The sequence below is a fragment of the Modestobacter lapidis genome (assembly GCF_054780755.1).
On sequence record NZ_BAAGVS010000003.1, the window covers coordinates 267500 to 284398 of the forward strand.

At 65.1% G+C, this 16899-nt stretch carries 10 protein-coding genes; 6 read left to right on the plus strand and 4 right to left on the minus strand.

The window, feature by feature from the left end; translation table 11 throughout:
- The first annotated feature begins 8 nt into the window (after positions 1–8).
- The 4 genes from ACYVG5_RS06370 (at position 9) to ACYVG5_RS06385 (ending at position 10843) form a co-directional block, all read left to right on the plus strand.
- Positions 9–2792, plus strand: a complete 2784-nt coding sequence (locus tag ACYVG5_RS06370) for a phospholipase D-like domain-containing protein (RefSeq protein ID WP_222045939.1) — start codon at positions 9–11, stop codon at positions 2790–2792.
- A 2161-nt stretch (positions 2793–4953) separates the two neighbouring features.
- Positions 4954–7671, plus strand: a complete 2718-nt coding sequence (locus tag ACYVG5_RS06375; protein ID WP_222045941.1) for a DNA methyltransferase — start codon at positions 4954–4956, stop codon at positions 7669–7671.
- Entirely contained in the window at positions 7668–9653 is a 1986-nt protein-coding gene (locus ACYVG5_RS06380) for a DEAD/DEAH box helicase (protein ID WP_222045943.1), read from the plus strand. Before ACYVG5_RS06375 ends, ACYVG5_RS06380 begins: the two co-directional genes overlap by 4 nt.
- Positions 9650–10843, plus strand: a complete 1194-nt coding sequence (locus ACYVG5_RS06385) for a GIY-YIG nuclease family protein (RefSeq protein WP_222045945.1) — start codon at positions 9650–9652, stop codon at positions 10841–10843. Before ACYVG5_RS06380 ends, ACYVG5_RS06385 begins: the two co-directional genes overlap by 4 nt.
- Positions 10844–11048: 205 nt before the next feature.
- On the opposite strand, the gene ACYVG5_RS06390 is transcribed toward ACYVG5_RS06385, so the two are convergent.
- Together ACYVG5_RS06390 and ACYVG5_RS06395 are read right to left on the minus strand one after the other, a co-directional pair.
- Positions 11049–12269 (minus strand): helix-turn-helix domain-containing protein, encoded by a 1221-nt coding sequence (locus ACYVG5_RS06390; protein WP_222045947.1) that lies wholly within the window; start codon positions 12267–12269, stop codon positions 11049–11051.
- Positions 12266–12454: a hypothetical protein gene (locus ACYVG5_RS06395; protein ID WP_222045950.1), complete on the minus strand. Its 189-nt coding sequence runs from the start codon at positions 12452–12454 to the stop codon at positions 12266–12268. Before ACYVG5_RS06395 ends, ACYVG5_RS06390 begins: the two co-directional genes overlap by 4 nt.
- 345 nt (positions 12455–12799) lie before the next feature.
- Between ACYVG5_RS06395 and ACYVG5_RS06400 the strand changes: the two genes are divergently transcribed.
- Complete coding sequence (locus ACYVG5_RS06400; RefSeq protein WP_222045952.1) at positions 12800–13303, plus strand: DUF6308 family protein; 504 nt, start codon at positions 12800–12802, stop codon at positions 13301–13303.
- On the opposite strand, the gene ACYVG5_RS06405 is transcribed toward ACYVG5_RS06400, so the two are convergent.
- Positions 13291–14064, minus strand: a complete 774-nt coding sequence (locus ACYVG5_RS06405) for a hypothetical protein (protein WP_222045954.1) — start codon at positions 14062–14064, stop codon at positions 13291–13293. The genes ACYVG5_RS06400 and ACYVG5_RS06405 overlap by 13 nt on opposite strands.
- A 715-nt stretch (positions 14065–14779) precedes the next feature.
- On the opposite strand from ACYVG5_RS06405, the gene ACYVG5_RS06410 reads away from it, so the two are divergent.
- A complete protein-coding gene (locus ACYVG5_RS06410; protein ID WP_222045956.1) occupies positions 14780–15937 on the plus strand; it encodes a hypothetical protein in 1158 nt (385 codons plus the stop codon).
- 49 nt (positions 15938–15986) lie between these two features.
- On the opposite strand, the gene ACYVG5_RS06415 is transcribed toward ACYVG5_RS06410, so the two are convergent.
- Positions 15987–16757: a YfbU family protein gene (locus ACYVG5_RS06415; protein WP_222045958.1), complete on the minus strand. Its 771-nt coding sequence runs from the start codon at positions 16755–16757 to the stop codon at positions 15987–15989.
- Between the last annotated feature and the right edge of the window lie 142 nt (positions 16758–16899).

The following is a 16899-nucleotide window of genomic DNA, read 5'->3' on the forward strand; positions in this document are numbered from 1 at the left end:
GCCTCAGCGTGCCTGATGTGCTGGCCAAGCCCCGCGACCACGCCGTCATTTGCACCTTCGGCGCCCAGCTGGACTTCTTCGAAGGCCCGCTGTGGCGCCACGTCAGCCGGGCCCACAACCGGATCGTTCTCGCCGACGACGTCGTCCTCGCCGGGCAGCTCGCCGACTTAGCCTCCGGTGGCTCTCGCCTCCGTCACATCAACCGCCACTACCTGGCGACACCCATCACCAACGTTGGCAGCGCCCACGCCAAACTTCTCCTCCTGGTCGACGCAGCAGGCGGCACACTGCTGGTCGGCAGCGGCAACCTCGGGATAGACGGATACGCGTCGCGAGGAGAGGTGTTTTACCGCTACGACACCACCGACACCAACGCCACCTACCTGCCCGAGTTCCAGGCAGCAAAAGACCTCCTCGACCTAATGGCCCTGCGCGGATATCTCGACAGCCAGGCGCGCAAGCATCTCGACGCGGTGTGGGCCGACACACCGTGGATTTGGGCACCCGCCGCCCGGCCAGCCGGTGTACGCCACAACCTCGTCGAACCCCTCGGCGACCAGCTGATCGCCGCCGTCGCCAACGAGCGTGTCTTAGAGCTCCTCGTGCACGCCCCGTTCCACGACCAGCGCTGTGAAGCCCTCCGCCGCCTCATCGATGCGCTCCAACCCGACCACGTCAGCGTCCTCGCCCAAGCGGGCAGAACCTCCGTCGACCCGGCTGCGCTCGCCAACGTCCTCGCAGCAGCGCCAGGACTGACCGACGTGCAGCTGGCCTCCGCTCCCGAGTTCCCCGATACCTATCTGCACGCCAAGTTCATCCTCATTCGCACCTCGACCCGATCCATCACCTTCACTGGGTCGGCGAACCTGTCCCTTGCCGCGCTGTGGCGCACTGACCGGGCCGTCGGCGAGCGGCCCGCCGGCAACATTGAGCTCGTCACCCTCGCCCAAGGACCGCCCCAGCACTTCGAGGATCTGCTCAACGGCCTTGACCTCCGGGAAGCACCGGAGGAAGTCGCGAACCTCGACGTCACCTACCTCGGCGACCACGAGACCGCGCCCACCGACACCCGCCCCCGGCTACTGCGTGGCACGTGGGCCGACGCGAAGCTCACCCTCGTCGCTGCCGGTGAACTGCCCGGTGGTGAACTCTCGCTCATCGTCGCCGGGACCGTCACGCCCGGTGCCGTCATTCGAGTCGGGACCACCTACACCGTCGCGCCGTCTGGCGACGCCGCGACTGCCCTCGACTTCCGCGCCGTGCCCGTATGGCTGCGCGTCGCAGCCGAGGACGGCGACGTCGATACCACGCCCGTCTACCCGTACCACCCTGCGTCGCTTGCGACCCTCCTCACGGGGCGGCGCGATCCCGACCTGCTTCGCAAGGCCGGCAGCCTTGACCTGGAGGCATACGACAACGACCTCGCCGGCCTCCTCGACGAGCTCGACGCGACCCTCGTCATCGACCGCCACAGCCTCTGGCGTCTCGCCCGGCGCTCCCCCCCACCCGACACCGCCGGCGACGGCAAAGGTGGCCCCCACCAGGCGTGGGAGGACCTCAACTTCGACGCACTGCGCCGCCATCCCCGCCTGGCCCAGTACGAGACCGTGACCCGTCACGCCGACCGCCTCGAGGCCACGGACCTCCAGATCGTCCTCAGCGCCATCACCGACTACTTTCGCGGGTTCGGCGACCACGACAGAGCCGAGCCGGCAGCAGTCGGCCCGACAGCCGACCAGGTCGAGGGGGCGTACGACGTCGACCTCGACGACACGACCGCCATTCTTCCCGGCGAGAACGACGACATGCCCACCGACGAAACCATTGAAGAATACGAGGCCGAAGGGGAAGAAGACGAGGAGCGAGAACGCCGCCGCCTCAAGATCGAGACCCGCAACCGGCTGGCGTGGCAGCGCTTCGCGGAGCGGTTCACGAAGGCACTTCGCGACCGGGACTTTCTCGAGGTTGTCGGCCCTAGGGTCGCGCTCACGAACGCCGTGATTCTCAATCACCTCCTCGCACTCCTCGTCGCCAAGGGCGTCGTCGGCCCCGACAAGGGCATCGGCTACCAGATCGAACTGTGGGCGTTCCTTTTCGGCGACGCCACCTCGGACGGCTACATCCAAACACTGTCCGACGAGGACCAGTGGGCCGCCATGGAGGCGTTCGACGAGCGCGACGCCGCAGTGACAATCATCTCCGCCGTCGATCTGGCCGTGCAGCTCACCAAACAGCATGATCTCGACGCCCTGCGCACGCGGCTCCGTAACGCCTGGCGCCGCATCCTCACGGCGCCGACCCTCGACTTCACGCCCGATGCAATGCGGCGGGCATCCCAGCCCGGCGTCCGCCCCGCCTTCAAGCTCGCGGCGTCCCTCGCCGGGTTCGCAAAGGAGTCGACAAGGCGAGAGGTCGACGGCGCCCTCGCCGCCTCCCTGGGTGTTGACCGCTCTCAGCTCATCGTCCGCAAGGAAACAGTGAAGCGTGGCCGTCAGGTTGCGACCGTCGAAGTTGTCGGCATCACCGACCCAGCCGTTGAGCTGGCGCCCGGAGAGTTAACGGCTGCGTTCCGAGCCGCGGTCGTCGCCGACCCGGCTATCGACTACGTGCGCGTCAAGCACCTTGGGAGCGGTGTCGTTGCTACCTGGGACCGGCGGCTCCACGACTGCTGGCGCTACGACCCGGCCGGCGACGATCCTGTCGACCTGGGAGAACCAACTGACGTCGACCCCCGCTGGCTAGCCGCCGCCGACGCCCTCGCAGGCCGAGCCGCCGAGGCGTCAGCAGCATGAGGCGCTGCACCGAGAGCACGGGAACCCGAGACGATGCCGTTACCACAGTGGCGGCATGCTGCGACAGCGGCGACTGGTGTCAGCCGGCGTCGCGGCCCACTCAAACTGCAGACCACCGCACATACCGAAGGCAAAGCCGCCACAATCCGAGTGGACCGTGCTGGCCAGCGGGCAGCGTTGGCAATCTAATTGCGTTGTGCCACCACGGCAAGGGCGGCTTTGACTCGCTCGTCGAGGGCAATGCCGGGCGGACCGCCCTCCTAGACGTCCTTTATGTCGCGAAGGGCAGAACCTTCCCTCGGGGCACGACGCCATAATCCCGGTCGGACACGCCAATTTTGGTGCGGTCGCGGGGAGCTTGTGGCCGAAGCGGTCGGAGGCGACCTGACACTAGCTGTAAACGCCCCACCTGCGCCCACTCCTCATTTCGTACGACGTCCCTTGATCCATTGATTTCTGTCGCCACTCTTCTGAGAGTTGCGCGTTTCGCGAGACCAGGATGAAGTGTCGGGAGGAATGGCGATTAACCTTGGAGAACATGAGCGTTTGGTCATCATAGCTGGCGGGCCACGGGGCGTCTGGCACAGGCAGGCTGATAACGTCCATGGAGTTGTCGCTGAACCGGATGGGCGCCTCCACACGAACCGCACTTTGGATTGGGTGTTCGACGATTGGCCGTGCGACCAGGGTGTTCTGAGGCACCTCGGATGCCTCCGCGCCGAAGAATACGCGCATGAGCGCCGACATCATCAGCTGGTTGCCGGGGCGGCCCGGTCCACGGTTGCGACTGAGGATCCCTGCCTCGATCCAGAAGTGAGTCCCAGTGGAAAGCGCGACCAATTGCGCCGGAGTTAGGCCGTATCGACTCCCGACTCCCCCCGTGGCGTCAGAGACATCGTCGTTTCGAGCCAAACCCTGTGGCGTTTTGCTAAACTGGGCCGCATACGCGTCTAGCACCCTCCCCAATGGAGTTGCCGCGCGCCACTGCCGCTCGAACCATGACTCTCCGTCTCGGAGACTCGTGTCCACGGATCTCTCCGCAGCGCTCGTGGGACGTGTGACAATCTGCAGCACTCCGACCTCGTGGCCGGTCAGTAACCCATTGCGCGAAAGGTTACCGGACCCGCAAAGGCAGCCTCTGACTCCGCGACCACGGATGGCGAACCACTTCGGATGCCACGGAACGAAGGGCACGCAGCCTGGTCGAGCCACGACCCGATCACCATCGTGAACGCGCACCTCCGAGAAAGGCATCGACTGCAGCCGATTGAGCGCCGTCGGGTCCGACCGAAGCCAATCGCAGCTGACAAGCCATCGCTTCCTCATGGCTAACCAGGCAGGACCCACCCGACTGGATCCGATTTCGGCCACTAGGGCGTCGACTCCAGAGTCCGTGACGTAGGCGACTGCCGCGTCAAAAGCTGTTGGCGAGCCGCTGGCGAGGAGCTCCATGAGCGCGTCAATGTTCCGTGAGGCGACACGGTGAGTGCCGGGCTGCGTCACAACGCGATGTATCAGCATCTTGAGCTTCCTTCCATCGCGCCAACTATGTCCGTGCGACAGTGGAGGACGGGACTCGGCACGCCGTACGACGGCACGTGGCCTACGACCGATCGCGGGAAGATCACCTCCCTGCCACCGCGTGCGTCCGCGCCTCCGTCTCGAGAGCTTTCGGCGCGGCGGCTGGCCACAGGGCTCGTGGCTTGCAGCGAGGCCGTAGCGTCTCGCGAGGAAGTCATCCGAAGCGAAGCAGCCCCTTCGCACGGCGGGATCCAGGAGCAGGCACTGCGCCCACCACCATCGATCTCGACCCCGTCCGCCGAACGCCATCCGTCAGTTGCGGGGCGTACGGGCTCGCTCCCACTACCGTGGGCTGCCGATGCAACATGGACCGCCACCATCCGCAGGGCGATTCGTAGCCGGCCCCTGACTGTTTGCGGACGGTCCCATCCCGGCGTCACCAAGGACACCGCTCACCCGAGAGATGGCTACGGATGGGCATGCCGGCTCGCAAGCTCGGGCCGCTCGGGGGCTGCTATATCAGCCAGCCAGTTGGGTCCGTCCGCCGCAGTGGTGCGGCGCCGCCGGCGAGGATCCGCCGTCATGACCGCAGTGTCGGTGGGCAATGTTGAGATGAGCGCATGGCACAAGGAGTAGCTCGGTGAAGCTCAACCTCAAGGCGATCGAGGAACGCGTCGCACCACTGGGCGGACGCACGTCCTACGACCGCAACTTCATCTTCGAACTGCTTCTCGCGTACGGACGCTCCCCGAGCAACGTCACCCGGCTCCGCAACGGCTCGCTGAACGTAGCCGACGACAAGATCCACGAGGTCGCGCAGAAAAACGTTGTCTACTTTCGCGAGACCGTCGGCGACCCACTAGCCGCGATCGAGAAGCTCAGGACGTCACCGACGGTTGTTCGCTATAACACCCGCTTCGTCATCGTCACCAACTACAATGAGCTTCTCGCGGTCGACACCAAGACCAGCGAAACCTTGCTTATCCCGATCCATGACATCGACAAACACTTCACATTCTTTCTACCTTGGGCTGGAATGGAGAAAGCCCAGTACGTCGCGGAGACCCATGCTGACGTCCGAGCTGCCGAGCGGATGGGCAGACTCTTCGACGAACTGGTCGGCGCGAACCCTGAGTTGCTCAATGCTCCGAATGGGCGCCACGTCCTCAACATCTTCTTCACGAGGCTGCTGTTTTGCTTCTTCGCCGAAGATACTGGCATCTTTTCCCAAAGTCAGTTCACCAACGCCGTCGGCTCCTACACCCAAGCCGACGGAGCCGACGTCGCAGGCTTCCTTACCGACCTCTTTGCCGCGCTCGACACCGAATACGCTGCCGACAAGCCCGTGCACCTCGCAGGGTTCCCCTATGTCAACGGCAGGCTCTTCACCTCCGCGCCCGACCAGGTCGTCCCGGCGTTCACGAGGAAGGCCAGGGACCTGTTGATCGAGTCTGGGACGCTGATCTGGCGAGAGATCAACCCCGACATTTTCGGGTCGATGTTCCAAGCGATCGTCACCCCCAGTCTGCGCTCAGACCTCGGCCAACACTACACCTCCGTTCCGAACATCCTAAAAGCCATTGAGCCCCTCTTCCTAAATGGACTGAGAGAGGACTTCGACCGGGCCTACGACTCGACCAGGAGGCTTGAAGGTCTCCTAAGACGCATCAGTACGATTAAGGTCTTCGACCCAGCCTGCGGGTCCGGGAACTTCCTCGTTATTGCATACAAGGAACTGCGGCGCCTGGAACACGCGATTCTCGAACGCCTCGCCGAACTGCACCCTAAGCATCAGGTCCTGTTCGCCTCGTCTCAGATCAACGTTGAGAACTTTTTCGGTCTCGAGATCGACGACTTCGCGGTTGAGGTCGCCATCCTTTCCCTATGGATAGCCAAGCACCAGATGAACCGCGAGTTCCTGGAGAAGTTCCGCGTCGACCTACCTTTGATTCCCCTGAGGGAGACCGGACGGGTTCGCCAAGGCAACGCTACCCGCGTTGACTGGCAGAAGATATGTCCCAACGATGGCGACGAAGAGATCTACCTGATCGGCAACCCGCCGTACGCAGGCGCCAAGACGCAGACTAAGGAGCAGAAGGCCGACTACGATTTCGTCTTCGAAGGTCGCCCGTACTCGAAGAACCTCGACTACATCGCGCTTTGGTTCGTCAAAGGGGCCGACTACATCGAAGGCACTCGCGCGGAGCTGGCGTTCGTCACCACCAACTCGGTCGCGCAGGGCGAGCATGTCGGATTGATGTTTCCGATGATCTTCGCCAAAGGCGTCGAAATCGGCTTCGCTTACACATCGTTCAAGTGGGAGAATAACGCCAAGCGCAACGCAGGTGTGACCGTCGCCGTGATCGGGTTGCGGAACGCCAATGCTAGTCCGAAGTACTTATACACGGACGATCTCCAGATCACGGCAACCAACATCAATGGGTATCTTGCCGACGGTGCGGACGTCGTGATCGGGCGGCGCAGGAAGCCACTTGGGGCTCCCCGTCCTGACATGGTGTTCGGCTCCATGCCGCGCGACGGCGGCGGCCTCATCCTCTCGCCTGAGGATCGAGCTCAGATGATCGCCGAGGACCCGCGAAGCGAGCAGTTCATCAAGCGGTACATGGGATCATCCGAAGCGATCAACGACGGTGAACGCTATTGCCTGTGGATAAGCGACAGCTCCGTTTCGACTGCAGCGTCGATCACCGCGATCGCGTCCCGACTAGTACGCGTTGCAAGGGAGCGAAGCGAAAGCAGAGCCGGTAGCACGGCTTCCTTCGCCGCTCAACCTCACAGATTCGTGCAGATCAGCTACAAGCCAACGAATTCGATAATTGTCCCGAGAGTCTCGTCGGCGCGGCGTGACTACATACCAATCGGATACCTCGACTCGAGCACGGTGATATCGGACGCCGCGTTCGGCGTTTATGACGCTGAACCATGGCTGTTCTCTCTGTTGACCTCGCGCATGCATATGGTCTGGACACGAGCGGTGGGGGGTCAACTGAAGACCGACTATCGCTACTCGAACACAATCGTCTACAACAACTTCCCGGTGCCTCCACTAAGTGATTCAGTGCTGGAGCAACTCACGATGGCTGCTTTGCGGGTGCTTGATGTACGTGAGTATCACGGCGAGAAGACGCTGGCTGAGTTGTATGATCCGAGTCTAATGCCCGCTGACCTGCGCGCCTCTCACGCTGAGATCGATGCCTTGGTCGATTCACTCTACTCTGGGGGTGGGTATGAGGCGGATGAGCAGCGTTTGTCCGACCTGTTCGCTATGTATGAGGTGATGACTGCCGATGAGGCCGCGAAGGACCCGACGGAGAGGGCGAGGGCAGCCCGCAAGTGAATGCGACCAAGAAGCCGATCAACGTTGTCGACGTGACGTACGCACGCACGGGCGAGTCCGTGAACACCGACGCGATGGGTATGCGCGAGATGCAGCAGCGTGTCTTCGCCAAGCGCGAAGCGCAGCATCTGTTGGTCAAGGCCCCGCCGGCCTCGGGCAAGTCGCGGGCGCTGATGTTTGTGGCGCTCGACAAGCTCTACAACCAGGGTCGTAAGAAGGTAGTTGTGGCTGTGCCGGAGCGGTCGATCGGCGGGTCGTTTGCCTCAACGAGCCTCACCCAGTCCGGGTTCTTCGCGGACTGGAAGGTCAAGCCTGAGCTCAACCTGTGCGACCCCGGCTCCTCGCAGGGCAAGGTCGGCGCCTTCATCGAGTTCCTGAACGGCCCCGAGGGGGTCCTGATCTGCACGCACGCCACGCTGCGTTTCGCCGTCGAGAAGCTGACCCCAGACGCGTTCAACGGCACCGTGCTCGCGATCGACGAGTTTCACCATGTTTCTGCCGACATCGAAGCCAGCCGCCTCGGCGCGCTCCTGCGTGATGTCATGAACGGCTCGGACGTGCACATCATCGCGATGACGGGCTCATACTTCCGCGGCGACTCGGTTCCTGTGCTGTCGGCCGAGGACGAGGCGCGGTTCACGCCGGTCACCTTCAACTACTACGACCAGCTCAATGGTTACGAGTACCTGAACTCGCTCGGCATCGGCCACCACTTCTACCAAGGCCGCTACACCGAGGCGATCGGCGAGGTCTTCGACCTGGACAAGAAGACGATCCTCCACATCCCGAACGTGAACTCGGGAGAGTCCACGAAGGACAAGATTGAGGAGGTCGGGTTCATCATCGACTCGATCGGCCACGTCGAGTCCACCGACCCTGACACTGGGATCATCAGCATCCGCAGGGCCGACACCGGCGAGCTCCTGCGCCTGGCCGACCTCGTAGATGACACGGACCAGAAGAAGCGCGCCGACACCCTGCACCACCTCTCCACTGTCGCATCGAAGGACCGGGACGCCGTAGACGTGATTCTGGCTCTCGGGATGGCCAAGGAGGGTTTCGACTGGCCTTTTGCCGAGCACGCCCTCACTGTCGGCTATCGGGCATCGCTGACTGAGGTCATCCAGATCATTGGTCGCGTCACCCGTGACTCGCCCGGCAAGGAGCACGCTCAGTTCACCAACCTAATTGCCGAGCCGGACGCATCGCAGAGCGAGGTGAAGGTGTCGGTGAACAACATGCTGAAGGCCATCACGGCGTCGCTGCTGATGGAACAGGTGCTGGCCCAGAACTTCGAGTTCAAGACTAAGCGCAGCGGTGACGACGCTCCGACCCCGCCGAGCGTCATCAAAATTAGAGGTTTCAAGGAGCCTAGCTCCGAGCGGGTCAAGCAGATCGTCGAGACGGACCTCAATGACCTGAAGGCGACCATCCTGCAGGACGACACGTTCGCAAAGGCCGCTGCTGGCTCAGTGGACCCCGAGACGACCAACAAGATTTTGATCCCGAAGATCATCCGGGAGCGCTATCCCGACTTGGACGATTCGCAGGTCGAGGAACTGCGCCAGCAGGTGGTCGTGGACTCTGTCATCAAGAACGGCGAAGTCCGTGAAGTAGGCGACAAGCGGTTTATCAAGATGTCGGAAAAGTTCGTCAACATCGACGACATCAACATCAACCTAATCGACTCCGTCAACCCATTCCAGCGCGCCTTCGAGGTTATCTCCAAGTCCGTCACGCCTTCCGTGCTGCGGATCATCTCGGATGCGATTACTTCGACAAGGGTTGTGATAACCGAGGAAGAGGCGCTGACTACCTGGCCGAAGCTTCAGCAGTGGGCCAAGGTCAACGGGCGCAAACCGAACTTGCGCTCCGACGATCCGACCGAGAAGCGGTACGCCGAGGTAGTGCTCTTCCTGCAGAAGAAAAAGCAGGAGCGCGATGCCGCGCAGCGCAACGCCGAGGCTCGGGACGACGTATGAGCGCCAGCGACGAAGCGGGGTCGGCAGACGCCGTCGTCCCAGCCAGCATCGATGACATCCTCGACTCTGACTTCAATGGCCTGCTCGACGGACCTGATCGGGCCATGAAGGTCACCTCAGCCGATCGCCTGAAGCGGGGATTCCTGGAGATTGTTGAATTCCGACGCGTACACGAGCGGCTCCCAAGCTCTACAACGCGTGAAATCGCCGAACGCAAGCTCGGCGCCCGGCTCGACGGCATCCTCGCCAGCGAGGAGAAGATCGCTGCGCTGAAGCCACTCGACGAGTTTGGTCTCCTGGAGACGCCCGAGGCGCCAGCGTCGCTTGACGACCTGCTCGGTGGCAACGACCTCGACCTGCTCGATGACGAGTCCGGACTCTTGGACGTCTCAGACCTGCCGGTGCGCCGTCAGACTTACGACAGCGGGAACGCGGCGCGCCGCGAGAAGGCACAGGACTTCGAGCGGTTCGAGCCGCTCTTCAAGCAGAAGCACGCCGAGCTGCGTGACGGTGTGAGCAAGCTGCTGTCCTACCCAGGCATGACCCACATCCTCCCTGGGGCCTTCTTCGTCCTCAACGGAGTCATGCTGTTCATCGCCGAGGTTGGTGAGACCGAATACAAGAAGACGACCGTGAGACAAAACAAGCGTGAACGGCTCCGCTGCATCTTCGAGAACGGCACCGAGTCTTCGATGTATCGGCAGTCCCTAGGCATCAGGCTGAGCGACGAGGACGGCCAGATCGTCGTCAAGTCCGAACCGCCCGAGATCCTCAGCGATGACCAGGTGAGCGGCTACATCTACGTGCTTCGGTCCCTCAGCGCGGACCCGCAGGTTGCCGGCATCAAGGACCTCTACAAGATCGGCTTCACACGCGGGTCGGTCGAACTCCGAATCAAGGACGCGGAGAAATCGCCGACGTATCTGATGGCGCGAGTGGAGGTGGTGGCCAGCTACCGCACCTACAACCTCAAGGCGTCTGCCCTGGAGAACTTGCTGCACCGAGTCTTCGCAGAAGTCCGCCTCGACATAAGCCAGGTGGATCGCTGGGGCCGGGACTACGACGCGTCGGAGTGGTTTGTGGTTCCGAGGGCCGTTATCGACCAGGCCATCGAACTGATCCAGTCAGGAGCGATCGTCCGCTACGTCTATGACGCAACCGCGCAGGGGCTCGTCGAGCGCGGCCAGTAGCCATGCCTGCAGCCAGCACCGACCTGTAGACGTAGCAGGCCCGGCCACCGTGAGGCGCCGGGCCGTGTTTATGGTGGGGTGGACTAGCGGTTGTCGAGTGGGTGGCCAGTCAGCAAATCCTTCAGAGTGCCCTATGACAACTCCCACTCTGCACGGCAAGTCCGACCGACAGGAGAGAGCGGCAGAGCCCGAGCGTCCCAGCGCATCACGCCCGGCTATGAACCAGGTCCTCGCTCTTGTCGAGGATTTGGTCCATGAGGCCGATCTCCTGGTCGAGCTCCTCACCTCGGAGTACCAGCAGCCGCTCCACGTCGAGCGTCGCCACGGCGAGCTGTGCCGCACAGAGCTGGACGAAGTCGTCGTACTGCTCCTGCTGCGCGGGCGACAGCTCGTCCCACTCGGTCGGTGCCTGCAGTCGTCGGGACCACCGCTCGCGGGCGTGTGCACCGTGGACGGCGACGTACTCGAGGATCCGTGCGGCGCGACCCACGAGGTCGATGAACGCCTCGACGCCTCGCGCCTGCGCATCGAGCTGCGCTTCGGCCTCGTCGAGCTTCACTGCGAGCTCCTGCCGCTGCTGCCGGTTCCGGCGAGCGACCCACACGAGACCGCTCACAGCTAGGACGACTGCGGGACCGGCGACGAGCCCCGTGAGAAGCGCGGCGCCACCGGCCATGCCCGCTCCGCCGGCCGCGAGGGTGCCGCCTCCCAGCAGGGCGAGCGCGGCATTGGACGCGGCGACGCCGGACAGCCCGGAGATGGCGACACCCGTCGAGGCCGTGCCCCAGGTGACGGCGGCGGTGAAGGCCGCATAGGCAGTAGCCGCGCCCGCCGCGCTCCCCACCGCTACGCCTGCTGCCGCCCCGGACAGCGTCTGGGCGACCCCGTAGCTCGCGAAACGCAGCCGGAACGCGGCTGTGGCAGCGGCGTCGGCGCCTTCTTCCGGAACGCCCTCTTCCAGGCTCTCCGTCGGCGGTGGAGGGGCGCCTGAGATGGCATCGGCGGCGCGCACGAATGGGAGGAAGAACTCGTCCCGAGCCAGGTCGTGCGCCTCGTTGAAGGCATCCACCGTGCTCGACAGGCGGTCGGTCCGTTCTTCGACGATGCGCTGCACGCGCACCAGTCGGTTCCGCAGGGACTCGTCCGTCGCGCCCGCCGATCCTCCGCCAGCCGCGGCGAGGTTCTCGGTGCGCCGCGCGGCGAGCGTCACGAGCTCGCCGGGCAAGAGATCGAGCGCCTGGTTGAGGCCAACGAGTCGGTCGGCGCTGGGGCTCGAGAGGCCGCTCTCGATGCGAGAGATCGCGACTCCGGCGCCGGCTTCTCCGTATCCCGCACGGACGCCCAGTTCGCGCTGAGTCAACCTCGGGGACTGCGCCTCGCGCAGCTCACGGACCACCAGGCCGAGCGCCTCGGGCGAGTAGTTCACTCGGAGCGAGCCCATGACGCCTTGATTTCACCGCCGAGCTCCGTGCAGGAGCGGGCAGCCTGGGCGACGTCCCGGCCTGCCTGCTTCGCGGCCTTGATCACAGCCGGGTCTTCGACCACGAAGTGGACGCGCCGCGCCGCCCGGGTCGCCTCGGTGACCACCACTGCCTTGTTGATCCGTGCCATGTCTGCCTCCGGTAACGATGTAGGGAGGTGAAGACTCGCACTTAGCCCCTAAGTCGTCCAGCACTATCGCAACGTGTCATCCGACCGGACTAAGCGGTCGCTCGCGCCATAGCCTGCAGCGCCGGGCATGAGATGACGCGGTCGGCCGTCCGAGCCGCGCAGGCCCGCCGACCTACCCCTAGCGTCGGACCATCGCCACGGGGTCGCGCCGAGGGACTCGAACCTCGTACCGCCACTGCCAGGCCGTCACTGGCGGCAGCCACCTGACGATTCGCCCTCCGTCACCGCTCGGCCCCGCGCAGCACCGCCCGGAGTCGCTCGACCAGGGCCTTGGCGTCGATCCTCGTGCCCCTTCCCCGGGCCGTCCTGCTCCTGGGCGCTACTGGCGATCGACCAAGATCATGTGCCACACACCTCATGCGCATCCCGACCGACGTGAGCATCCGCGACGCGGCGGCCGCTGCCCTCCTGTCGGACGGCTCCCCCGCCGATCTGGCCTGGCAGCTGTTGCGGAAGCCGAAGGGGATGGGGTGGGTCATCGTGAACAAGCTGCTCGCCCGGAAACGGCCCCAGCTGATCGCGGTCTACGACGGCGTGGTCAGCTGCGCGTTCGGGTGCCCGCCGGGGTTGTGGAGCTGGCTGCAGCCCCTGTTCGCGGCGCGGGACGGCGCGCTTCCCGACCTGTTGGCCTGGCAGCGGGACGCCGCCGGGGTGCCCGAGGCGGTGTCCCCGTTGCGGGTCCTCGACGTCATCATCTGGATGCGCCACGAGGGCGAACACCGGCAGGACGGCTGCCGCGGGATGGCCTGGGGGCTAGCCGCGGGCGGCGACGCCCGTCAGTCCTCGTAGCAGATGCCGTCCCCGTCGCCGTCGCGGCAGTACCCACCACCACCACCACCGCCGCTGTTCCGGTAGCGCCGATTCCACTCCTCGAACTCCCGTCTGGACTCCTCCTCCCGAACGAGACGCTCTGCCTCGGCCTGCTCGAACTCGGCCAGGCAGGTGCCGTAGCCGGTGGTGCGCGCGGCCTTCGTGGCGTTGCCGGCGGCGACGATGAGGGGCGCGTACTGCACCTGCACGGGGGAGAGCACGTCTGCGTAGCGGATCGCGAACGTCGTGGTGGCGGGTTCGCTGTCGTCGTCGTCGAGCTCGAACCCGTCCGGCTCCCAGAAGCCGCCGGCGACCAGCTGCTCGTTCACCGACGCCGCGGGCGCGGGCGGCTCAGGAGTGTCCGAGCCTGCCGGAAGCAGATGCACGAACGCCCAGTCGCCGCTGTCGTCGGCCATGGCCACGAGCACGCGGGTTCCGACGGGGAGCATGGACTCCTTGGCCGCCATCGCCTGCTCGCGCAGCGACTGCTCAGCGTTGAAGCATCCGCCGTCGACGGGCCCGATCAGGTTCAGCTTGACGTCGGCGCTGTCGACCTCGAGCTGGTTCGGGTTGTACGGGTCGTGGCTGGTGACGGTGCCGATGAAGGTCATCTCGCCGAAGTGGAAGGGGTCGACCTCGGGCTCGTCCGTGCCTCCGCAGCCCGTGGCCATTAGCAGGGCGGCGATGGCCAGCGCCCTGCCGGCTCGGTAGCGCGGTCGTGTCTTCGCCGTCCCGTACATGATTCCCGTCCCATGCTGAGCGGCCCATCCCGGTGGGCGGTGACTTGGTATGGCGACGCTAGCCCGGGATGCGGAACCTGATCGTCGACGAGTGACCCGGCCACGCCGGTGCGATTCGCAACCGAGCACAGCTGTCACGCGCGTCCCTCGATCAGAGGGCCTGCAGACGCGCTCGGCGGGTTCCAACGCGGCAGCTATCTGCGACCGGCCCTGTGCGACTGCATGCGGCGTTCGAGCGATACGGGAGGTTGACGAAGCCGAGGTGCTGCCGCAAACAAGCTGCTCCAGACCTGGGCGCAGCACCGCAACGACAACGGCGGCACCACCTCACCGGCCTCGCCGGTGCTCAACCAGACCCTGTTGCTGACGTTCCCCGACCGATCGCGACCACCAAGGTCGACGCCGGCAGCGCCTCCTGCAGCAACCTCCCGTCCACCGCGATGGCGTCATCAGGACGTTCCCGCAGGGACGAGGTCAACGGCTATCAGCTGTATGGCCCGGCCCCCTACACCCGGGCTTCGTCGCGGCCGTCGAGCACTGAAGAAGGTCCAAGATCAAGTGCCACACACGTCTTGCATTTCGGTCGTCGGACGCGGTGCCGGTTACCAGCGCGCCTGGCAGTAGCGAACGGATCAGTCCGACAAGGTCAGCCGGCCACCGTGAGGGTTCTCCGGCGACCTCGCCGCCACATGCGCACGCCGCCTAGGATCCCGTCGTGGAGGACTCGGTGCACCACTGGCTGCCCGATCACCAGCTCGGTGTGGCCGGGACCCTGTCACATGCGGATGAGCTGATCGGCCAGGTCGCCGACGTGCTCTTCGCCTACCAGACGCGGCCCGATGGAACCTTCGAGCTCGAGGAGCAGCCCGCCTTCCCCAACACGCGCACCGTCGTGACACACGTGGTCCCGATACCGCGGAAGGTCCCGTTGCTCGTCGCCGATGCGCTGGTCGCGCTCCGAGCCGCGCTCGAGCACGCGCTGTTCGCCGAGGTCGAGTTCCGCGACGGGGCGCTGGACGAGAAGGCCGCGCGCCTGGTCGAAATCCCGGCGTCCCGCAAGACCGAGGACTTCGAGTCCTGGGCGAAGGGTCGCGTGAAGAACGGCCCTGCCTCGCTGCTTCCCGGCACCGAGCTGGTGAAGCGGATCGAGGGGCTGCAGCCGTTCAACCGGAAGGACGCCGAGAACCACCCGCTGGCCCGCCTCGTGCTCCACACGAACCACGCGAAGCACCGGACTCCGGCGGTCACGGCGGTCCGTATCGCCGCCATGTACAAGGAGGACCAGATGCCTCGCTCGGTCCGCAGCCTTCCGGCTCGCCCGGAGGTGCCGCTGCGGGTGGGGGACGTCATCGCCGAGACTCCGTTCGGCACTCGGGTGCCGGTCGCGCTCTTCCCGACGATCGGCATCAACCGGCCCGAGACGAACCGGTGGCCGGTGCTGATGCAGGAGTTGGAGGAAATCTCCCACTGGGTCCGGACCCAGGCGGTGCCGCGCCTCGTCACTGGCACCGAGCCGCCCAGGCCCGAGCTGCCGACGCGCTACGACATCGCTGTGGGGCACGGTGACGAGCGCCGCGCGATCTCAGCGGGCTCGACCACGCCCGCCGCCGACCGACACAAGCAGCGCTTGGGCGCGGCAGCGGTCCGCATCGACATGGTCGACATGCTCCGTCAGATGGACGGCTCCCCGAACGTCGAGCAGATCTCGGCCTGGCTGGATCACCTGACCGACGAGGAGGTGCTCGAGCGGATGTCCCGGCTGCAGATGACCCACACCTACGACCCCGACATCGTGCTGCGCAACTTCGAGGTTCTGAAGGCCATGCAAGACGACGCCGTGGCGTTCGGAGCGGAGGCGGCAGCGAGCGACTGAGCCGCAGAGCCGGCTGAGGCCTCCTGGTCCCAGGCACCCCTCCTGTCGGTCAGCTCTTCGGGGTTCGGTGGGAGGGGTGGACGCCCGCGTCCGCGATCCGCTCCAGCTCCTCGAGCGACAGGAGGTAGGCGAGGCGGCGGACTCCCCGCTTGCGACTGTCCATGATGCGGCGGAACTCCGAGAGCATCCGCAGGTAGGTGTCGAGCATGGGCATGTGCGAGTTCCCGCTGTCGTTTCGCTCGAGTTGGGGCTGCAGCTCCGTCCAGCGCTCGCCACCGCGCATGAGGAACTCGACGTAGCTCGCCATGTGCCCCTCGAGCGCGTCGTTGTGGTCGAAGCCCCGGAACGCGAGCTGGTGGGCTAGCTCCTGGGGGACGGGCGCCCCCTCCTTCTCGAGGTCGCTGATGCTGTACGTGAGGATGCGGTACATCTGCAGGATGTCCGACACGCGGCTGCAGTCGCGCTTCGAGAGCTCCGTCCTGAAGCCGGCGGTCTCGTACCAGTACTCGCCCGTGTAGCCCTCCTCAAGGATCTTCGCCCGCATCAACTGGTACTCCAGGTCGCCGTCGACGTCGTTGGCGTCCTCCGGCAGCACTCGACCCAGGATCCGGTGCAGCAGGGAGAGCACCTGTCGGTCGACGATCCGCATGCTCTCGGCCGGTGGCTCCTCGCCATGCTTCACCTCGCGCTCGAAGACGGGTACGAGTGCCTCCATCAGCAAATCGCGGACGTACTCGCTGGTGGTGACGCCATGGCCGTCTGCCAGCTCCTTCAGCTGGTCGCGAACCCGGTCGTCGACTCGGATGTTCAGAACTGCCATGGCGCATCCTTCCGTAGCTGTGTGTGACGTTTCTGTCATACTGTCATACAACAGCCCCGACTTCTAGTCCCCACGCGCCAACCAGCTGAACGACGGGCGCGTCTACCACCGCTACCTGCCCCCCTGGCCCGGGCACTCCAGC